We start from the raw sequence: 20,936 nt of genomic DNA, 5'->3' as shown, positions 1-20,936 counted from the left end.
TCTATCTCTTACGCTGTCTGATTCGGTTGCCTCTCTGTGAGGTGCTTGGCCGCTTAAAATGCAGCCACCGCGGCATTCGGATAAGCGCATCCTGTTGATCCGACGCGATGAACGGACTTAATGGCGCCATATAAGGTTCTCCAAAGGAGCGCAGCGAGCATAAATGCAGCAGCAGCGTAAACAAGCCCATAATGATGCCGAACAAGCCAAAGCTAGCCGCGAGTCCCATGAATGCAAAGCGCAGCATCCGTACAGGGATCGACATGCTGTAGGCCGGAAACGTAAAGATTGAGATTGCCGTTACGGACACAACGATAACCATCGCAGCGGAGACGATTCCCGCCTCGACAGCCGCTTGGCCGATCACTAGCGTACCGACGACGGATACGGCCTGACCGATCGCCCGGGGCATACGAAGTCCTGCTTCCCTTAAAATCTCAAAGGTTATCTCCATCGCCATCGCTTCGAAAAAGGCCGGAAAAGGCACACCTTCCCTCTGCGCGGCGATGCTGATCAGCAAGGAGGTCGGAAGCATGTCCCTGTGAAAGGTCGTGATCGCAATGTAGAGGGATGGAAGCAGCAGCGAGATGAGCCCGCTGATCACACGCAATATACGAAGCAGGCTCGCATAAACAGCCCGCTGATAATAATCCTCTGCAGACTGAATGAAGCTGATAAATTGCGTCGGTACAAGCAATACGTTTGGCGTTCCATCCACAAGTATCGCTACTTTTCCTTCCAGCAGCTGTGCGGCAACGCTATCCGGCAGCTCCGTATTATACACAGTCGGAAACAGTGAATATTTCGCATCCTCCATGTATTCCTCGATATAGCCGCCCTCCAGCACGCCGTCAATATCAATAGCATGCAGACGGGAACGCGCTTCTTGGATAACGGAAGGCTTAGCGATCCCGTTTAAGTACATCATCGTCACATCGGTTTTCGTAATGCGGCCGATCGCGACCGTCTCCAGCCATAGCCGCGGATCCTTGATTTTTCTTCGTATGAGCGAGGTATTCACTCTGAGCGTTTCGGTAAAGCTCTCCCGCGGTCCCCTAATCGATGTCTGGTTGGTCGACTCGGTGACTTCGCGACCCTTCCACTGGCGGATATCCGCGCGGTAAGCGCGGTCGCTGCCATCCAGGAAAATAATGGCCTCCCCGGATAACAACGACTGATAAAGCTTTCCCGTATCCAAAACAACCTTAATCGAACCAATGCCAAATAGCAGCTTCTCTGCAAGAGCCGTTTTCTCTGCCGCGGCATACTCCCCGCTCTCCTGCACATGCTGTAAAGAGCGGTCCAGCAAGTCAAAAATATAACTATTAATAATGGCAGCATCAGACATGCCGTCAATATAGACGACAGCAGCAGCAGGTGAAGGACTGCGCTCGCTGCGGATTTCACGGATGACGACATCGTCGCTGCCGCCCAAGTCACGCAATATCATCTCCATATTTTGCCTAACATCCGCTGCTAATGGCTCTCCCGCTTGCTCAAACTGAGACTTGTCATCAAATGAATCCTGGATAGGCTTGGTCATATTCTCTAGTCTCCGGTTCCGTTGTCTCTTTCCATTATGACCATCCGCAAACCGGGATAAACGCAGATCAGTGCCGCAGTAAACAGCAAGAAGCCCTCTGCAATGGCTGGCCATTTCAGAGGGCTTCTTCACTATTTAGGATTGCTTAAAACCAAGGGTCACAATCTCGCATGGCCCAACAGGCAATTTATAAGATCGCTGCCCATTGCCGGCAAGATCATCTCCTTGCCGCTCAAGCACATCGCTTTTATAAGCTTCCGCCAGAGTTGGAGCAGCTGCTGCTGACAGCATCAGCTCCGTCTCAACCGTACTCATATTAAACCATCGCAGAACGACATCGCCGGATTGTTCGTTAACCTTGAGCGAGGAGAAAGCAAGACCGGAGCCTTCCCATTCGATTAGACTATAAGAAGGAGCCATCTCGCCTTGATGAACTCCCGTCTGAGCGACCGTCCACGGCACCTGGAACTGATACGCCGCGGCATAAGCGCCGGATGCAGCGCCTTCTCCGTTATGCGGAATAACGGTCAAGCTAAAGCTCTGCTCGCCCAGGCACTGCGCCTCCGGCGTCGGGAATACGCCCCAGTCGCCAAGCTCGGCAACTGAACGAAGCAGCGTGATTGCAATCGTATTTCGTCCATCGCGCAATACCTCGTATTCATGTAAGCCCAAATTCGCAACCGTCATGCCCGCATGCCCGCCGCTCACGTCAACAAACGCCTGCTGATGCTGCGCATTGCTTGGATTAACCCACTCGGCGGCAGGTTCGTTATCGCGCTTTGCAATCTCGAAGATCGAATCCGCATGATGAACCGCTGCCGCAAGATCGGTCGGGAACAATACGCGAACCCGGTGATCCTTCGCCTGATTGTTGAAGGAAGATTTCCATTCCACGCCGCGTCCTTCGCGGCTGATCGCAATTTCGGTTCGAATCGTAAGCGGCACCATACGATCCGCACGCTGCGATTTCCGCTCAGGGAAATATACCGCCTCGCGCTTCTCGATTTCAAAATAGTCTTCTGCAGACGCGGGCACAGCCCATTCGTGCACGATTTCGAATGCGGCGCGGTAAGGCGTGTCCGCAATCAGACGAATGCTTGCCGGCTGCCCCTTCGTCGTGAGAGCTTGCTCGCCATTTGGCTGCTTGTACATATATTCGTTGCCGATATCGCCTGTGTTCTCATACACGCCAAGCCCGCGGTAGATTTGACCGCTGCGTTTATCAGTCAGGTTAAACGATCCGTCGCTCTCAATATTTATCCGCAGCCGCTCGTTTTCGAGCGTATGTTTTTCCGGGACCAGCGATACAATCGGCTGCTCTTCAGGCATAGCATTCCGAACCCAAGCGTATGCCGCCAGGCCAAGCGCAGCAACCTGCTCCGCTTCGAACGTTAACCGCACCCTGCGGCTCATATAAGGCTGGCGGAACTTATCATCCGGCAAATCATAGCCGAACTGCAGCCCCAAATCATCGGCCGTATGGGAGATCGCAGCGCCGCTTTGGTCAACGAGCGTTCTTCCGGTTATATCGATGCCGTACATTTTTTGATTCATCTCGTTCAGCGGCATGCCGTCGCGGTAATAGATGCGGGCAACGTCCAGTTCGACCTCCACTACTCCGCTGCGCTTCCAGCCCGTCGTATTGTACACGATAAACGGCAGCGCATCCTCGCCATATTGCTCAAATACAGAGGTGTCTACAGCATCGGCAACCGCTTTTTTGCTGTCGTCGATAATAGCTTCCGCAACATGGCGGCTCTTATCAAAGCGGGTAACCATCTCGCGGTGAACCTCGTCCACGCTGCAGCCGCAAATGCTGTCATGCGGATGGTTTTGCATAAGCGTTTTCCAGGCATACGTAAACAAATGATGCGGATATTGTTGTCCAAGCGAATAGCCAATCGCAGCAAGCGGCTCAGCGACCTTCTCCAGCATCGCTTGGCCAAGCTGATTCATTTGCTTCAAATAAACGCGTGCGGACGCCGTATTCACGAGCGTCGACCACCCGTCCGTCCGTTGGCTGCGAAGCTCGCCCTTCACGACAGACAGCTCGCGGGTAAGCGAATCGTTCACAGATGCCAAATAATCTTCGAAATTGGAATGAACAAACTCCGTATCGGGAAAGAGCCGTCTTGCCGTGGCCAGCGCTGCGGACAAATCCTGCTGAATCGGCTGATGGTCGCATCCGTTCATAAACAGCAATTGGCCGGTTGCGGCATATTTCTCCGCCTCCGCAAGCTTGCGTTCCCAGTATGCTTTGGCGCCCGCTTCATCGGTTGGCACTTCCATGCCGTTGCAGTACCAGTTCGCAAATAATACGCCCAGCACGCGGGAGCCGTCCGGCCCTTCCCAGATGAGCTCGGAGAAGGAAGATTCATACTCGGAATCCGCAACCGTGTTATTAAACCCGGTCGGCTTCACGCCTCTTCCGAACACCGCATTATCAATGCCGGCCTGCCGCAATATTTGCGGAGCTTGGCCGATATTGCCGAACGTATCCGGAAAATAACCGACCTTCGCAATCGTTCCGTAACGGCTCGCATCCTGATGGCCAATCTGCAGGTTGCGAAGGTTCGCTTCACTGCTCGTCAGAAAGGCATCCTGCAAAATATACCAAGGCCCGATCGGTATGCGGCCTTCCTTTATATAACGTTCGAGGCGCTCCCGGTTCTCCGGGCGAACCTGCAGGTAATCCTCCAATATGATCGTTTGTCCGTCCAAATAAAAGCTTTTGAAGTCCGGATCGGTATCGAGCGTATGAAGCAGCGTATCCATCAATTTCACAAGCAGCACATGATGCTTCTCATAGGGCAAATACCATTCGCGATCCCAGTGGGTATGCGAGATGATATGGGCTGTTCGTTGGTAGGTCATCGTTGATCCCCTCTTCTTGTTAGTCGTTGCTTGCCGGCGTTACGGTCACTCTCACCTGATCCGGCCGGTATACCGACAGCAGCTGACCGTTGTTATCGGCTGCAAACAGCACGGAACGTTCCTTCTCCAGCATGAAGGAGTAGCCGGCGCCGTTCGCGGGATCCTTCACCTCAATATCGGCGTCAAAGCTGCTCTCCGACACGAATACAAACAGCGCTCCGCCTTGGAATGTCAGCTTCCGGCCGTATACGCCCGGCAAACTTCCGCCTTTTATCCACTCCAGCTCCTCGGTACAGCCTGCTGAAGCTAATGCATATTGATATAGAGCCGAGATGGGCTCGATGCGGTCATTCAGCTCGACCGGCAGCGGACACCAGATCATCCGTCCTTTGCCGAGCGGCAGCTCGAACAGCTGATCGGCGTTTGCTTTAGCACCCTCTATCCGAATTTCCTTCCATACCTCTGCAATCCGGCGGTTGCCGTAAGAAACGGGCAGCACCCGATCGCCGATGCGAAGCTGCTCCTCACGGCGCACATTCGCAAGCTTTCTCGATCCGAGCAGCTCCGTATGACGCTGAACTGGCCGCCAATAGGCATCCAGGCTTGTCGGACCCGTGAGCAGGAGTGTCGCACCCGTCCGTTCGACCAAGCCAAGCAGCTGATCGAAGGCAGCATCGTCTATATTATGGGCGCTTGGCACAATGACCAGCTTTGCCGGATTTGCTTCCAGCTCGTCCAGATGGTATTCCGAAGCGCCGCGGAACGGTTTGTTCAGCTCGTACGCGAGCACGCGCGTTGCTTTGGTTGTCGCGTCGAATGCCAGTTTGCGGTTGGAGAAATCATTCGAGTACGGGAAAACGACAGCCGTGTCCTCAAGCTCCCGATCTCTAAACAAATCTCTTATCTCTTCCATAAACCGCCCGAAATCGTACGATACATCTGCTTCCGGCTTCTCGGTTCCGTCCGCCCGAAGCGCGCCGATATGCGATTCATTCGCATTATCCATATAATAATTCGTATTCCATATCCATTGAACCGCACCCGCTCCGCCTGTCGCAAAGGCGTAAGCGTACTTGCGCTCAAGGATATTCCGCAGCTCCGCTTCCGAACGCTTCGCGCGGCCCTCCGGCGTCTCCACGTACATAATGCCGGTTTCCTGCACGAGATTAGGTTTATCCGCCGTTTTGGCAAAAATGCTGTCCCATACCAGATGATCATTCAACCACCACGAATGCACAGTCGTATAATCGACAGCCTCGCTGTAAAAGAACGGAGAAGGTCTCTGCGCGCCAAGCGCTTCATCCTGTCCGACCGTAACCAAATGATCAGGACACTCTTCTTTTATCGTCCGGTACAGCTGCTGTGCCCAGCGGTTATGCATATCCATAGAGAACAGCACGTAATCCAGCCAGCGCGTCCCCTTCTTGCCCTGATGCATATCCTGCACGTCAAAGTTGATTTCCTCCGGCTCCGGCGGTACGGCCGATTCGAAGCTTGGCAGCTGTTCCGGGGTCATATTCCACAGCTCCTGCAGCCGCGCAGGCGATTCATGGCGTTCCTTCAGCCAATCCGCATATGCGGCCTGCTCGAAGGGATCGCGCGGCGATCTTGGACCGTCGGAAAAAATACGCGGCGGATCGAACATCGACGGCTCGTTGATTAAATCCCAGTCTACATGCTTAGATTGCTTATGGCGCGAGACGATCGCTCTAATGAACCGCTTCTGTGCCTCCACGCTGCGGGGATCAAGGTATGGATTCTGTCCTTCCCACGTTTCCGGGGTGAACGAGAAGAAAGTAAACGTCACCTGCAGATCATGCCGCTTGGCTGTCAGCAGAAACGCGTCGATTGAGCGCAGCACCTCCTCCGAAGCATGTCCGTCCACCTGCATCACGTTGCGGTAAGCTGTCCATATGCCGGTACGGATCCAATTAATACCCGCTTTGCGCATCTGGGCCATATCCCGCTCCCATACCGAAGCATTCGGCAAAAACAAAAATTTACGCGCGACATCCGAGGTCATGTACGTCATGCCGACGACCGGCATCGGCCGTCCGTCCTTCACGAAATAATCGCGTTCACAGGTGACCGGACTGCCTTCCGCAAGCAGCTCGCGGTCAAAACCCCAGAAGCCTTGACGAAGAATACGCACTTCTCCCGCAGATGACTCAGCCCTGCATTCTACCTTGTAATAACCGCTCGCAAGCGTAAGCGGAACCGGTATGCGGACAATGAGCTGCTTGCCGGACGCTTCCTCCTGCAGGTTGCTTGTCCAGCGCTGCTCCGGTATGCTGTCATGCTCCACTGTGATGGAGAAGCTCCAGCTCGCTGCAGCAGCTTTATTCGCGGCAGCGGAACGGCTCAGCTGCTGCATTTGCAGCGTCAGCATCGCCCGCTCTCCCGGCTCATAGGAGGCGTAGTTCGGCTTAAGCCAAAGCTCCGTTACGCCTTCCGCGCAGTACTCCGCCCAGCGGTGAAGTTCCTGAACGCCGCCGTCCTGCCAAAATCTGTCCGTTAACGGCTGATTGACGAAGAGCCAGCGCGCTCCCGCGAAGCTGCCTTTCGTGTTTTCCAACAGCACGACTGGAGCGGCAACGTTTCTTCCCTCGGCGGAAACTCCCGTGAGCAGCGGGTACAATTGTGCGTCCATTGGGCCTGCCGAACCCATCTGATGAGGCAAATCGCTGCTTTTGGTCACATGGGGCACCAGATTCCACGTACCGTGCGCCTCGAACAACGATTCCTTGCCTTGCAGCAGCGGAATCTCAGCGAGCGCAGACAGCGTCTTGACCTTGGCTGCGTCAACAGACAAGATTTCATGGATATGAAGCTCGCGGTGATAGGCCGTTTGCTCCGGCTCCGCCTTCCAGGCTCCGGCATCGCTTCTGGAAACCGGGCGCTTAAACGGCGCGCCGCCAATGCTGATCAAGCCCCCGCCGCGCTTCAAATACGCTAAGATTTGGGCCCATGCGTCCTTTGGGAAAAAAGGAGCATGCATATTCACAAAGCAGCCGCCCTCCGCAGCGCGCAGCGCGTTTGCCAGCTCATTCGCTTGAACGACATGGCCTGTTTGAACAAGACGTTCCTCCGTATCAGCGTTTAGGCGCGTATCCAGCGGAAACGACGGATCATAAAAAATAATAGTGCTCATGCTCATAAAAGTTCATCCTTCATCGCCTTGTAGACAAGCTGCGAGAATAAGCTGTTCGACCAAGCGAACCATTTGCGCGTGAATACAGCCGGATCATCCGCATGGAAGCCTTCATGCATGTAGCCCGTATCCCCGTCAGTCGCTTCCAGCATCGCGATCAAAGCCAGCTTCTCCTCGTCGCTTGCTGCCGTAAGCCCCTGCATCGACAATGCCATATGCCAAATGTAGCCAGGCGGCGTATGCGGGCTGCCGATTCCTTTAGCTGCCTTTCCTTCGTAATAGAACGGGTTGTGCTTGCTAAGAGCGAAATTTCTCGTATTCACATATATCGGATCGTCGGATGCCGTATAGCCAAGATAAGGGATCGACATTAACCCCGGCGTGCCCGCATCATCCATGAGGCAGTAATTGCCGAAGCCATCCGTCTCGTAAGCATAGATCGGACCGAATTCCGGATGTTGATAAATTCCGTACAGCTGAATACCGTGATCAACGTCATCCTCCAGCTTCTTCAGCTCCTTAACGAAATCCATGTCGCGGAATACCCATTCCGCTATTTCCCTCATTTGACGCAGCGCGACGACCGCGAACATATTCGCAGGAACATTGTAATGGAAATCGCAAGCGTCATCGCTCGAACGGAAACCCGACCAAATCATGCCGGTGTAATTTACAGGCATACCGAGCCCGTCATTGCGCAGCGAATCTGTCGGAATGCCGTTATCCCGGATAAAGCGGTACGGAGAACGCTCAAAGTGGCGCTGCTCCGTCTTCCATAGGTCTACAATACTGCGCATCGCCGACTTGAAGCCGGAATCGAAAATATCCGTCAGCTCCGTTTCCTTCCAGTAAGCGTGGGCCAGTCTCATCGAGAAGCAGATAGAATCCAGCTCGAACTTGCGCTCCCATACCCACGGAGACATTTCCGTCTCATCCGTCGTATTCCAATGCCAATCATTCGCAGTCTCGTTAAAAGCATTCGCGTAAGGATCGATTTGGATATAGGAAATATGCCGTTTGATCAATCCGCCGATGATCCGCTGCAAGTCCTTATCATGCTTCGCGAACGGGACGTAGTGAATGACCTGCTCGACGGAATCGCGCAGCCACATTGCGGGAATATCGCCCGTAATGACGAAGGTTGTGCCGTCTTCCATCAGCTTAGTCGTCGTTTCGAGCGTATTGGGAAAGCAGTTTTTGAACAACTGCAGCAGCTTAGGGCGATGCGCCAGCTTCTGCTCCGCTTCTTTCAGCACAGCTTGAACCGCCTCCGGCAGCGTTAGCTCCGGCATCGGAATTTTCGGTAATCTAAATTGCTCCATGGTGTATACTCCTTTTCGGAAAACAGATTCGTAGTTATTCTTTAACGGCGCCAACCGTCAAGCCTTGAATGAAATATCTTTGGAAGAACGGATAAGCGAATACGATCGGGCCGGTAGCGAGAACGACCATCGCCATACGCGACGTATCCTGCGGCATCGACTGCAGCACGCCCATGCTGAGCGACGCGTTCTGAGAATTTTGCATAATAAATTGCATACTATTTTCAATCCGCATCAGCATCGACTGCAGCGGCACTAAATTCGGCGTGTTAATGTACAGCAAAGCGTTAAACCAATCATTCCAATAACCAAGCGTGCTGAACAAACCGATGGTAGCGAGACCCGGCAGCGACAATGGCAGCACCAGCTTAAAGAAGATGCCGAACTCTCCCGCGCCGTCGATTTTGCCCGATTCGATAATCGCATCCGGCACCATCGTCGAGAAAAACGTCCTTAGTATCATAATGTAAAAGGCGTTGACTGCAAGCGGCAGGATTAGCGCCCATATCGAATCTTTAAGTCCGAGCAGCTGCGTCACAATAATATAAGTCGGCACGAGCCCGCCGTTAAACAGCATCGTAAAAAAGGCGAAAAAAGCGAAAAAATTGCGATATTTAAAGCTGTGACGCGAGATAGCGTAAGCGAAAAGCGCCGTAAACACGACACCGATAACCGTTCCGATAACGGTAACGGCAATCGTTACCCCATATGAGCGAAGAAGCTGATCCCCCGCTTTAAATAAATAGCTGTAAGCTTCAACACTCCATTTTTCCGGAAACAGCTGATAGCCGTTCCGGGCCAGCGTCGCCTCATCCGTAAACGAAATAACAGTGACGAACAAAAAAGGAAATACGCATATTAATGCAAAAATACCGGCCACGGAATGGAAAGCGATATTCCAAACGGGCGTAAGCCTATGAAAATCGCGGCCTTTCGTCGTTTGAACGGACACAGCGGTTTTCCTCCCTTCGCAATGCTTGCCTGTTCGGGCAGATAGCCTCTATCCCTAGAACAAAGCATTGTCTTTGTTGAATTTACGAACGATTCCGTTCGATGTAATAACGAGCACGAAGCCTATGAGCGACTGATACAAGCCCGCCGCCGTACTCATGCCGATCTCACCCGTCGATTTAAGTCCGCGATACACATAGGTATCGATAACATTCGTTACGTTGTAGAGCGTTCCGGAATCCCGGGGCACCTGATAGAACAGCCCGAAATCCGCGTAAAAGATTTTGCCGATCGCAAGCAGCGTCAAAATCGTAATAAGCGGCGTCAGCATCGGAATCGTAATGTTGCGGATTTGCTGCCATTTGTTGGCGCCGTCGATCATCGCCGCTTCATAAAGCGATTTATCGATGCCCATGATGGCCGCCAAGTAGATGACGCTGTTATAGCCGACCGATTTCCATAGAAAGACGACGACGATAATGACCGGCCAATAGGTCGGGTCCGAATACCAGTTCACCGGATCGATGCCGAACCAGCCGGCGATTTGGTTCACGACGCCCCGGTCCATGCTGAGGAAACTGAATACGAAATAGCCGACGATAACCCATGACAGGAAATAAGGCAGGAACATACCCGTCTGATAAACCTTAGCTAGTTTCTTGTTCGTAATTTCAGCGAGCATAATGGCCATCGCAACCGCTATGACCAGACCAAGCACGATAAAAAAGATGTTGTAGAGCACCGTATTTCTAGTAATGATATAAGCGTCGTTCGTACTGAACAGAAATTTAAAGTTTTGCAGGCCGACCCATTTGCTCTCGATAATGCTGGCCAGAAAACCATCCCGGCTGTAGCGGTATTCCTTGAACGCGATAACCATGCCGGCCATCGGCAAATAGGAGAAGAAAATAAACCAGAGTGTTGCCGGCAGCACCATCACCAGCATCGCTTTATTTTTATTAATATCTTTGAAAAATCGCCCAAAGGCTCCCACGTGATCACCTCTCTGCTGTCAGATTAATGAGAGAAGGTATGAATCGAATGCCGGGCACCCGTCTCATACCTTCCCGCTTGCTTACTTGTTCGCGGCTCTCCACTCGTCAAGCTGGCGCTGCGCTTCAGCCATAATTTTATCCAGTCCGGCTGCCTTAAACTTCTCATTCGCACGGGCCAAGTAAGTTTCAGGATCAACTGTTCCTGTCATTAGCGCCGCCCAGAACTCTTCCTTCACGTTTTGCACGGACGCTATTTCTGTCGTTACCTTCGACGTATCGAAGTTGAAGCCAAGAAGCGGCGCCGGCGTTCCCGCATCGTTAAATTTCTTGAACTCCTCCCACTTGTTGGCAGGATCAGTCGTATTCAAATACGTAAGCATAACATTGCCGAGCGAGAAGGTTGGCATATCATAGTTTTTCGATTCGTCGAGATTTTCCATCACATTGTCGCTTGCTTTCTTGTAGTGGACGCCTTCGATTCCCGAATCGACCATGTTGCGAAGCACAGGATCTGTGTTCAACAGGTTAAGGAATTCCATTGCTTTCTCCGGATATTTCGAGTTAGCCGAAATCGCTTGCATCGAGCCCATAACAGACCAGTTATAGATAAGCGCATCGCTTGCAGGCGTCGATACGACCGGGTAGCCGTAGCTTGCCGACCATAGATTATCAGCGAACGGCTGCGAAGTCGCACGGTCTGCGAACCATTTGCCCGTCGTTTGAACATCTGTCATCGAATCCATCGTAGCCGCTTCCGTAGGGATGTAGCCTGCTTGATAGTATTTGTGCATCGTTTTCAAAATTTGTTTCATCTCCGGCGTTTCCAGCACGTTAACGATCTTAAAGTCTTTGGTATCGAGCGGCACTGCCATAGGCAGCTTCTCGATCACATAGTCGTATGGCACGTAAGGCATTTGGTTTTTATCAACAGCGAACGGATATACGTCCGGCTCGTTTTCTTTAATCGTTTTCAGAAGCGGCTCCAAGCTTTCTAACGTATACACCTTCGAAATATCCAGCTTGTATTTATCTGCATACTGCTTGTTGAAGCGCCATACCTCTTGAGCAGGCAGCTCTTTGTTAGCCGGGATGCCGTAGTTATGCCCATCGATCTTGGAGCCTTCAAGGAATGCCGGATCAAGCGTATCGATAATGCCTTGACCATGCTCCTTGAGCAGATCATCGATTTGCATGAATGCACCCTTTCTGGCGTTTTGAACGTAGTCGAATGCCCATGACGCGGTAAACATCATGTCAACCGGCTCACCGGAGGCTGTCATTACCTGCAGCTTCTGGGAATAGTCGCCCCAATCAATCATGTTCATTTTGATGGTGACGCCGATTTTTTCAGCCGTGTATTTACTCACTTCCGCCATAACCTTATCCACATCTTTTTGCGGAGTACCGATCGTATACCAGATTAGCTCTACCGGTTTTTCGGGAGTGCCTTCCGTGCTTTCTTTTTTGCCGCCCCCGCAAGCGCTTAGCACAATTGACATGACCAGCAGCAGCGATAGCGCCGCCGTGAAGCTTCTTTTCTTTCTACTCATTGTTTAAATCCTCCCCGTATCATGTTGCGAAGCACAATCCGATTGCAAAAGCATACGCTTACTTTGTTGCTCTGCCCTCATACGCGCTGCGTTTGAAGGGCTAACTTAAAAATAACGGATGTAACGATTTTCAAATAGACAACAAACTAAAGGTATGGTGTACAAATTAAAGAAAAAAAAGACTACCCTATCTTGCATTAGAGCAGTCCTTTATAGTCGGTCGGTGAGATGCCGACATATTTCTTGAATTGCTTGTAGAAATATCCGGTCTCCCAGTAGCCCACCTGCAAGGCGATTTCCTGTACTTTCAATTGGGTTTCCTTCAGCAATTCCTTCGCCTTGCCGATCCGATATTTATTGATATACTCGGTAAAGGATTCATTCGTTTCCTTCTGAAACAGCTGACCGAGATAGACGGGATGGATATTGTACTGCTGGCTAAGTGATTTCAGCGACAGCGCCTGCGCATAGTTTTCATGCACATAGCCCAGCAGCAGCTGAATAATCGGGCTCTTCACATCACGCATGAGCGAATCCACAGTAAGCGCAGCCGCTTCTTTGACGACCGCGACCAGGCCTTCAATCGTCTCAGCCTGCATAATCTGCACGAAGCCCGCTTTGTACAGCTCCGGCTGATCCGCCTGCTTAATTTCTTTGAGCTCCATCTTGAACCGGATCATCATCTCGATCGCCATGCTTTGAATGTATGCCGGCGTAACTCCCTCAAGCGTCTGATAATGCTCGAATTCTGCATCGATTGCCGCATGGAGCTGCTCCAGATCCTTCGCCTTTATCAGCTTCGAGAAGGTCGACCAATTAAGCGGCTGGGACGCAATATTCCCTATGCGGTTCTTCTCCGAAAGCGAATCGTAATCGAGTATAGCCGGTTCGTCAGACAGCAAGAAATACTCCTGCGCCTTCTTCGCATGGGCGTAGCTCTGCGGCGCGCCCTCACCCACCGCTTCCACACTGCCGAGCGAAATACGCAAGGGGCTTGGCGCGAGCCTTTTTTGCATATTTTCAAGCACGCTCATCGCTTTCTCTTTGCCCGTTTCCTTATCCTCAAGCATAAATACGATAACGAGATCGCCGTCAATGTCTACAAACGGCAGCATCGACGGATCTTGAACGGCAAGCCGCTGCGCCGCTTCATAAGACGGCTCGAATTGATTCTCCGTCCGGAGCACGGCGGTAACCAGATAAGGAGCATCAATCCGGATTTCCAGCATATCGGTGCGTTCGAGCAGCTCATTCGGCGCAATGCGTCCGGTTAACCAGCGATATAATATATTATCCCTAAGAATTCGAATATCATAATCGCTAAATAACCGGTCCGGTCTTGTCATATTCAGCTTGTCGATCGTATTCGCAAGCGTCTCCTGCAGCTCGTCGATATTAATCGGCTTAAGCAAATAATTTTCTACGCCAAGCTTCAGTCCGGACTTAATATAATCAAATTCGTTATAGCCGCTCAAAATGATAACCTTCAAATCCGGCCGGAATTTCCGCGCTTCCCGGATTAATGTTAAGCCGTCCATGACCGGCATCGAAATGTCCGTCAACAAAATATCCGCAGACGATTGCTTAAGCGCTTCAAGCGCATCCTGACCGTTTTCCGCCGAGCCGACGATTTCAAGACCGTAAGCCGCCCAATCGATAATATCGTACAAGCCCTCAATGATGAACGGCTCGTCATCTACCACAAATACTCTATACATGCTGTGCCTCCTCCAGCTCGGGAAACTCAATCGTTACAATCGTCCCAACGCCTGGCGTGCTGTTGATTTCAACGCCGTAATCCGTTCCGTAGAGCAGCTTCAATCTTTCGTGCACGCTGCGCAGGCCAAAAGAATCGCCGCTTTCCTCCAGAGATTCCATCGACTCGCGGATCAATTCCAACCGGTCAGCTTCTATTCCGATGCCGTTATCCTCAACCTGAATCCGAATTCTGCTCTCGGCCTGCCGGACGCTTATTTTAATGTGATTATCCGGCCTGCGCGGCTGAAGACCATGTACAACATAATTTTCAATAATCGGCTGCAGCGCCATTCGCATTATTTTTCTGGATGCCAAGCTCTCCTCGCATATAATTTCGTAGGACAGCTTGTCCTTGTAGCGAATGCGGAACAGCTCCAGATAAAGACGGGACGTCTCAAGCTCATCCTTGAGCGTATTCTCACCCTTAGGCTGCACGAAGCTTTTGAACAGCACCGACAAGCTGTAAATCATTTCGCCTACATCCTTCGCCCCTTGGGATACGGCCCTCATTCTTATCACTTCGAGCGTATTGTACAGAAAATGGGGATTCACTCTTGCCTGGAGGGCAGCAAGCTCCGTATGCTTTTGCTTAATTTCGGCTTTATACACGCGGTCAATGTGCTTTGTTAGTTCGTCCAGCATATCGTTAAAACTGCGCGAAATTTGTCCGAGCTCATCCTCTTTCTCGTCCTGGATGCGCGCGGATAAATCGCCGCTCTCCACCTTTCGCATGAACCTAATAATTTTATTCGTTCGTTTCGCAAAATTAATGACAACCAGAACCGGCACCAGCAGCACCATAATGATGCAAATCGCGCTAATCAATATAATGGTGCGCTTCAGCCCTTGATAAGCCGCGGCGACCTCCGACTTCGGCGCAACGCCCACCACCAGATAGCCGGCTTGATTTTGCGTCAGCGTCGTCACATAGGACTCCTGTTCAAGCATCGCCGTATCGTATAGGGAATCGATTTTATCCGCATAAGGATAGCGGCCGCCGTAATAGCGGCCGGAGGAGTCGAACAACACTTCTCCCGTCGGTCCTAATACGAGAATATAGCCCTTTAATTGCTCCTCATAGCTCTCTAACGCTTTCTTAATACGTTCCGAATTGAAATAAACGAGCAGCTGCCCGATATTTTTTAACGTGTTTTTGTCCGTTATAGGAACGCGCATGGCGAAAAGCTTCGGCTCATGCTGATCAATCGCATGGCGTACCCAAGCGTTCGGCACCGAAACCATCGCGTTCTCGAGAGCCATCGCATCCGGTATATAAGAGCGCGAGGCATTAGTCGAAATTAACCGGGACACATGCCCCTGCTTGTACGCGTACAAAAACTGCTTTTCCGAGCTGTACAGCAGCAGATTCTCGATATCCGCATCATTCTCAAGCTTATTCTCAAAATAGTCCAGACCCTTCGGCATGTCTATATTCGCCTCATCGGCATATTGATCCAACTGATATTTCATGTATTCCTCGAAGGGATGCTGCAAAAAGTAGGAGAGATGAAGCGATAACGATTCATTCCTATACACATCCAGCATGATCGATTGCACCGATTCATATTTGCGGGTCATATAGCTGTTCACGCTATCCATTGCTTTTTTCTGATTTTCCAGCTCATTGCGGACAATCGATCCCGACATGACATTAAACATGAAATAGGAAAAAGTCACGATCGTCACCGTTGTGATCAGCGCGAACAACAGAATCATTTTCATGAAAAGATTATTTTTGACATAGTTGTCGTATAAGCTTCTAGCCTTCAAAATATACTCCTTTCCCGTGCATGCCCAAAGCGGCCACGTATATACGATTTGCGCTACAACGATTAATGATACTTCAGTATGATTTGCGGACACAAGTAGGCAGGCGGCCGCTCGCCAAGCATCTCCCAGTATTGGATTCCTTAAAGAGTTGAATGGTGATGCCTATAGGGCATATAATGTAAAGGTGAGGAAAAAAGCAGGATTGGGGATGAGAACATGACACTAGGCAAAGTAATACGCAGTCTTTCCATCGGGTTTATCTTCAGCATACTTGCAATTGGATTACTGCCGTTTCTGGTCATTTTCAACTGGGCAGATATGCTCAATCTAGCCGAGCTCGAAACCTCTCCGTTATTTATTCTGATTGGACGATTTGTCGGACGGAAACCTCTCAAGGCAGGTACGAACAGACCGCAGCAAAAGCAAGACATCGATCAATAGCTGGACAGCAGCAGTTAAACCGTTCCGAATGAACGGAGGCCCGGGAGAATGGCACTTTACTTATGGTGCCGTTCTTTCGGGCCTTTCTTTCTCGCTTAAACGGATTTTTTATAGTAAAATGGGGCGACGCAACACTATACGATTATGAGGTGCCCCCATGTCCATTAGCTTCACTTCATCCATAACAAGCCGGTTAAAAAGAGAAATCGCTGAAATGCAAAAGCAAAGCTTTAACGATAAGAACAAAAGAGAAAAGGCTCTCTCCAAAATAAAGCAGCTGCAAAAAAATATCAAAGTGAGCTCCTCCCCCAGTGATCTAAGCAGCAAAATGACCCAAATTACAAAATTAAACGGCGAGGTAGCCAGAATTGATGCTGCGCTGGCTGATTTAGCCAAGCAGCTGGCCGCTAAGAACGCTGAGTTGAGGCAGCAGCTTGCGAAAGCTGCACAGCGGGAAAGCGACAGCTAGCTTCAGAACAAAAAAGGCCCTTCACAAGTTCAGACGAACTTGTGAAGGGTCTTTTCCGCATTTGCTGCAAGGCCGAGAGCCGGGCTTTGTTCGTATAGTTTTGTCAAACGAGAGCATCCTATTGGAAAAAGGCAGGGCGGGGATTGTATGCATACAGTTTGGAAAGGTGCTATTAGCTTTGGACTGGTTCATGTACCAGTGAAGATGTTTACGGCTACGGATGACAAGGATATTCATTTCCGCCAAATCCATAAGGCATGCGGCATGCCGATCTCCTACACCAAAACATGCCCCCACTGCGAGGAAGAAGTCAAGCCCGAAGATATCGCAAAAGGGTTTGAATATGAAAAGGGCAAGTTTGTGCTGTTTAACGAAGAGGAACTGGATGCGATAAAGCCGGAAGCCGCGCGGGTCATTCAAATTCTCGACTTTGTTAATCTGACCGATATCGATCCATTGTATTTTCAAAAAGCTTATTATCTCTCCCCGGACATGGCCGGAGCCGGTGCTTACAGCCTGCTGCTTGAGGCGATCAGACAGACGGGTAAAATCGGCGTTGCCAAAATATCGATTCGAAGCAAAAGCAGCCTGGCCGCAATCCGCGCCGTCGGAAATTGCCTCTGCATGGAGACGATGCATTATCCTGATGAAATCCGTTCCCTTTCGCAGGTCCCAAATCTTCCGGAGCAAATCCAAGTAAACGAAAAAGAATTGCAAATGGCAAAGACATTGATTGAGCAGCTGTCCGAAACCTTTAACCCTGAAAAGTATACGGATGACTACCGCGCCGCGATGCTGGATGCCATCCAGCAGAAAATTGCCGGCGAAAGCGTCGACATGGTATCAGCACCGACAGCCGGCCGCACGAATGTCATCGACCTGATGGCCGCGCTGCAGGCCTCTCTTGAAGCTGCCAAAATACCGCCCGCCGCGCCGAAAAAAAGGAAGAGCCCCGCGAAGAAAGCGAAGGATGTCGTGTCATGAACAGTCAGTCCCTGTCGCGAAACGGGCAGATGAGATTGAGAGATCCTTCATTTGATAAATTGAAGCAGCTGATCGATGGATTGCTTTGCTTTTTGCTTTGTCATTACATCGAAAAAGTCCCCCATCTTATCCACTCTCTGTTTCACGTTCTTTATTGTAAAATCACGTGGAGAAAAACCAATTCGAACCTCCTCCCATGTCACAGGGGTTGATACAGATCCTTCCTTTCTTGCACGCGGGGAATAGGGGGCGGGTAATGTTCTCCCTTCCCCGTGTTGTATATAATCAAAATACAGCTTTGTCCCTCTATTTTTAACGAGGCGTTCGACCGTAACCAGCTCCGGATATTTATCCGCAATATACTGGGCAATAAACTTATTTAAATGACGTGTTTGCTCATAGGTATAACGCGCCTCAATCGGTATGTAGATTTGTAAACCTGAAGCACCTGATGTTTTCGGCTGGCTGACAAGTCCTAACGAATCTAAGACTTCCTTGATTCGTAAGGCTACTTCTAATACTAAGGTAAAGTTATCCACATCGGTAGGATCTAAGTCAAACACTAATTCTGTTGGAAGCTTCGGCCGATCGTACAGATTGAACGATACATGAAATTCTAAACACGCTTGATTTCCAAGCCAAATTAACGTCGGGACATCATTAGCTAAAATATAATTGGTATCTCGCCAGACATGGGTATTAACCCAAGCAGGAGCATGATCAGGCAGATTTTTTTGATAAAACGATTTTCCATGAATCCCATTGGGATAGCGGATGGTGGTTAACAACCGATCTTTGGCATAAGGAAGGAAATAGGGCGCCATTTCAATCAGGTATCTTATATGGTCTAGTTTGGATATTTGGGACTCTGGCCAAAGCAGTTTCTCCGGATTCGTAATCCTAATTGCATGCCCATCAACCTCAATTTCAAATTCTTTGATCATGCTTCCCACCCCGCGAGTGTGTATACATATTTAATCTCATCCCGATGAGAATAACCCTGAGAACTCGGTGTCTCCAAGATGATAGGCAGATCCCTTATTACAGGGGTGCGCAAAAATTCCCTCATGTTATTTTCACCGATATATCCCTTTCCGACATTGGCATGTTGGTCCCTAAAGGAACTGCTCGGAAATACGGAATCATTAAGATGTACAGCTTTAAGGTGGGTGAAGTACCCTAAATCAATCCCCTTTTCCATGATTGCAGTCCAATTATGCCCTGTCCATAACCCGCTTGCGAATGCATGACACGTATCGAGGCAATACCCGATTTTATGGGGATAATCCGTCAGTTCACGGATTTGCACAAACTCCTCAACCATGATCCCCATTTTCACCCCTTGTCCAGCATTATTCTCAATAAGTAAAAGGGATTTACCTTTCCAGTTTATAAGAACTTTATTCAGCATTTCAATCATTAACTTATATCCCTGCAGGGGATCATGACCCTTATACTTCCCAAAATGTACGACAAGGCCGGTTGATCCACATGCTTCAGCAATATCTAAATCATTTAAAAGGGAATCAATCATCACTTGCTGCATCGTTGGATCTTCGATCGATAAATTAGTGGGATAAGGGGTATGTGCTATGGAAATAAGTCCATGTTCTTGGCAAAAACGATTACAGTTATCTGCATCCCTGTGATCATAGGGCTTCACAGACAAGCTGCGCGGATTTTTAGGAAAATATTGAAAAGCCCTTCCCCCCAGCTTTAATGCCTCCCGGGCTGCGGCAAGATATCCGTTTCTAATACTCACATGACTTCCAAGCTTCATTCTTTTTCTCCCCTCACTAAAGCCATTCATCCTTCTTAGGCAAATATACTTTTATACTTCCTTAGACAAATATCAAATATACTAGGATAATCGCATTTTCATCTTGTAATCCGAAACAAATTCAGTAAATTTAGATGATTGACTATGTAGATATATGAATAACGTTAAATAGACAAGACATTATTAAGACCCGCGGGAGTCAAAAAAATTGTCTTGTCTTTTATCTTAATGTTTCACTTATTCTCCCTTAATCTGATCTACCGTACATTCGTTCTTTCCAACATCAACAACCGCTTGAATACTTGGGTGACGCATAGTCCCACCGGGGGTAAGCTCCAGGTACTCGACTTTACATGTGAGTTCAGGTTTCACCCAGATTGCATCTTTAGACCTTTGAGGCTCATTTATAAACGGTCTTTGTGAAATCTGTCTTTCTGTCACCGCTTCCGTTATGGATGCCCAGTCTTTTTGAGTCAATTTACCTGTACCCGCATGGCCGATATAAACCAAGTCTTGCTCATTTGTATAAATTCCCAGAAGCAATGAGTTTACTACTTTATGTCTAAAGGTTACCCCACCAACAATTGCGATTAAATCATTCATCACCTTATGTTTTTTCCAGCGGCCGTCTTTTCCATTAATGCTATAGGTACTGCTCAGGTCCTTATAGACCACTCCTTCCATTCGATTTTGTTTCATCAAGTTGAACAACGCCGCCCCGTCGTGAAAATTCTGGACGATCTGAACATTATGATTAGGTGAAATTATCGATTCAAGTAACTGCAGCCTATAATCTAAAGGTCTGTCAGTGACCCATTCACCGTTATAAAACAAAATATCAAAAATCATGTATGTAACGGGGACTTGATTTATAGATTGTTTAATTCTCTGAAGTTGTTTTAAGCTATCTCTTCTCATCACTTCATGAAATGAAGGTTTGCTTTGATCAAAAGCTATGACCTCTCCGTCCAGAATGACTGAGTTCGAGCAGCAGAAAGACCGTATATCTTGAAACTCCGGATACTGATTAGTCCGCTCGTTCAGTTTCCGATTGAACAACTTTGTTTCATGTCCATCATAATAGAGTAACATTCTCACCCCGTCCCACTTTATCTGCGTGACCCAGTTCCCACCTGCGGGCGCGGAAGATGTGCTTATTGGTTCAAAAGGGCAAATGAGTTTAAGTTGCATATTAGATTTCATCGCCATCCTTATGGTTTTTCCAACGGGTTTAGTTATTAATAAGGTTTCCCTATTTGTAATAATTAAATAAGCCCCTGATCGCAATTGTTGATGTTGAGGTTTCTCAACAGGCTGATGGGGCCGTCTCAATAAACTCCATTATGGG

General features: G+C 49.6%; 15 protein-coding genes. 3 read left to right on the top strand and 12 right to left on the bottom strand.

What is annotated here, in order from left to right; translation table 11 throughout:
• Position 1: 1 nt before the first annotated feature.
• From AC0YNZ_RS17925 to AC0YNZ_RS17885, 9 genes are all read right to left on the bottom strand, one after another.
• Positions 2 to 1,543, bottom strand: a complete 1,542-nt coding sequence (locus AC0YNZ_RS17925) for a spore germination protein (protein ID WP_475827911.1) — start codon at positions 1,541 to 1,543, stop codon at positions 2 to 4.
• 135 nt (positions 1,544 to 1,678) lie between these two features.
• On the bottom strand, positions 1,679 to 4,417 hold the full coding sequence (locus AC0YNZ_RS17920) for an alpha-mannosidase (RefSeq protein ID WP_475827910.1): 2,739 nt from the start codon (positions 4,415 to 4,417) through the stop codon (positions 1,679 to 1,681).
• 19 nt (positions 4,418 to 4,436) lie between these two features.
• On the bottom strand, positions 4,437 to 7,574 hold the full coding sequence (locus tag AC0YNZ_RS17915; RefSeq protein WP_475827909.1) for a beta-galactosidase: 3,138 nt from the start codon (positions 7,572 to 7,574) through the stop codon (positions 4,437 to 4,439).
• Complete coding sequence (locus AC0YNZ_RS17910; protein ID WP_110772595.1) at positions 7,571 to 8,890, bottom strand: glycoside hydrolase family 125 protein; 1,320 nt, start codon at positions 8,888 to 8,890, stop codon at positions 7,571 to 7,573. Before AC0YNZ_RS17910 ends, AC0YNZ_RS17915 begins: the two co-directional genes overlap by 4 nt.
• 34 nt (positions 8,891 to 8,924) lie before the next feature.
• Positions 8,925 to 9,842, bottom strand: a complete 918-nt coding sequence (locus AC0YNZ_RS17905; RefSeq protein ID WP_475827908.1) for a carbohydrate ABC transporter permease — start codon at positions 9,840 to 9,842, stop codon at positions 8,925 to 8,927.
• A 54-nt stretch (positions 9,843 to 9,896) separates the two neighbouring features.
• Positions 9,897 to 10,835 carry an ABC transporter permease gene (locus tag AC0YNZ_RS17900; RefSeq protein ID WP_475827907.1) on the bottom strand — a complete coding sequence of 313 codons (939 nt, stop codon included), beginning with the start codon at positions 10,833 to 10,835 and terminating at the stop codon, positions 9,897 to 9,899.
• 81 nt (positions 10,836 to 10,916) lie between these two features.
• Positions 10,917 to 12,386 carry an ABC transporter substrate-binding protein gene (locus AC0YNZ_RS17895; protein WP_475827906.1) on the bottom strand — a complete coding sequence of 490 codons (1,470 nt, stop codon included), beginning with the start codon at positions 12,384 to 12,386 and terminating at the stop codon, positions 10,917 to 10,919.
• Between the two features lie 197 nt (positions 12,387 to 12,583).
• Positions 12,584 to 14,104, bottom strand: coding sequence for a response regulator (locus AC0YNZ_RS17890; protein ID WP_475827905.1), 1,521 nt, complete (start codon positions 14,102 to 14,104; stop codon positions 12,584 to 12,586).
• Positions 14,097 to 15,914, bottom strand: coding sequence for a cache domain-containing sensor histidine kinase (locus AC0YNZ_RS17885; RefSeq protein ID WP_475827904.1), 1,818 nt, complete (start codon positions 15,912 to 15,914; stop codon positions 14,097 to 14,099). The genes AC0YNZ_RS17890 and AC0YNZ_RS17885 overlap by 8 nt, the downstream gene beginning before the upstream one ends.
• A gap of 216 nt (positions 15,915 to 16,130) precedes the next feature.
• Here AC0YNZ_RS17885 and AC0YNZ_RS17880 point away from each other — a divergent pair, with 216 nt between their 5' ends.
• The 3 genes from AC0YNZ_RS17880 to ku all read left to right on the top strand — a co-directional run bounded on the left by AC0YNZ_RS17880 (position 16,131) and on the right by ku (position 17,808).
• Positions 16,131 to 16,355 (top strand): hypothetical protein, encoded by a 225-nt coding sequence (locus tag AC0YNZ_RS17880; protein WP_475827903.1) that lies wholly within the window; start codon positions 16,131 to 16,133, stop codon positions 16,353 to 16,355.
• Positions 16,356 to 16,512: 157 nt separating this feature from the next.
• A complete protein-coding gene (locus AC0YNZ_RS17875) occupies positions 16,513 to 16,824 on the top strand; it encodes a hypothetical protein (protein WP_475827902.1) in 312 nt (103 codons plus the stop codon).
• Between the two features lie 147 nt (positions 16,825 to 16,971).
• Positions 16,972 to 17,808 (top strand): non-homologous end joining protein Ku, encoded by an 837-nt coding sequence (gene ku / locus AC0YNZ_RS17870; protein ID WP_475827901.1) that lies wholly within the window; start codon positions 16,972 to 16,974, stop codon positions 17,806 to 17,808.
• Between the two features lie 47 nt (positions 17,809 to 17,855).
• On the opposite strand, the gene ligD is transcribed toward ku, so the two are convergent.
• The 3 genes from ligD to AC0YNZ_RS17855 form a co-directional block, all read right to left on the bottom strand.
• Complete coding sequence (gene ligD / locus AC0YNZ_RS17865) at positions 17,856 to 18,752, bottom strand: non-homologous end-joining DNA ligase (protein WP_475827900.1); 897 nt, start codon at positions 18,750 to 18,752, stop codon at positions 17,856 to 17,858.
• A complete protein-coding gene (locus tag AC0YNZ_RS17860) occupies positions 18,749 to 19,588 on the bottom strand; it encodes a deoxyribonuclease IV (protein ID WP_475827899.1) in 840 nt (279 codons plus the stop codon). The genes ligD and AC0YNZ_RS17860 overlap by 4 nt, the downstream gene beginning before the upstream one ends.
• 237 nt (positions 19,589 to 19,825) lie before the next feature.
• Positions 19,826 to 20,779, bottom strand: coding sequence for an ATP-dependent DNA ligase (locus AC0YNZ_RS17855; RefSeq protein ID WP_475827978.1), 954 nt, complete (start codon positions 20,777 to 20,779; stop codon positions 19,826 to 19,828).
• Positions 20,780 to 20,936: the final 157 nt, after the last annotated feature.

Source organism: Paenibacillus sp. J2L1-98 (assembly GCF_056269405.1).
Note: the sequence above shows the minus strand (reverse complement) of the source record. Positions and strands in the feature narration are given on the sequence as shown.

Bases quoted from the DNA above. Each gene is read 5' to 3' on its own strand.
- AC0YNZ_RS17925 (WP_475827911.1), bottom strand. From the start codon at position 1,543: ATGACCAAGCCTATCCAGGATTCATTTGATGACAAGTCTCAGTTTGAG.
- AC0YNZ_RS17910 (WP_110772595.1), bottom strand. From the start codon at position 8,890: ATGGAGCAATTTAGATTACCGAAAATTCCGATGCCGGAGCTAACGCTG.
- ligD (WP_475827900.1), bottom strand. From the start codon at position 18,752: ATGATCAAAGAATTTGAAATTGAGGTTGATGGGCATGCAATTAGGATT.
- ku (WP_475827901.1), top strand. From the start codon at position 16,972: ATGCATACAGTTTGGAAAGGTGCTATTAGCTTTGGACTGGTTCATGTA.
- AC0YNZ_RS17915 (WP_475827909.1), bottom strand. From the start codon at position 7,574: ATGAGCATGAGCACTATTATTTTTTATGATCCGTCGTTTCCGCTGGAT.
- AC0YNZ_RS17880 (WP_475827903.1), top strand. From the start codon at position 16,131: ATGACACTAGGCAAAGTAATACGCAGTCTTTCCATCGGGTTTATCTTC.
- AC0YNZ_RS17855 (WP_475827978.1), bottom strand. From the start codon at position 20,779: ATGCAACTTAAACTCATTTGCCCTTTTGAACCAATAAGCACATCTTCC.
- AC0YNZ_RS17895 (WP_475827906.1), bottom strand. From the start codon at position 12,386: ATGAGTAGAAAGAAAAGAAGCTTCACGGCGGCGCTATCGCTGCTGCTG.
- AC0YNZ_RS17875 (WP_475827902.1), top strand. From the start codon at position 16,513: ATGTCCATTAGCTTCACTTCATCCATAACAAGCCGGTTAAAAAGAGAA.
- AC0YNZ_RS17890 (WP_475827905.1), bottom strand. From the start codon at position 14,104: ATGTATAGAGTATTTGTGGTAGATGACGAGCCGTTCATCATTGAGGGC.
- AC0YNZ_RS17860 (WP_475827899.1), bottom strand. From the start codon at position 19,588: ATGAAGCTTGGAAGTCATGTGAGTATTAGAAACGGATATCTTGCCGCA.
- AC0YNZ_RS17920 (WP_475827910.1), bottom strand. From the start codon at position 4,417: ATGACCTACCAACGAACAGCCCATATCATCTCGCATACCCACTGGGAT.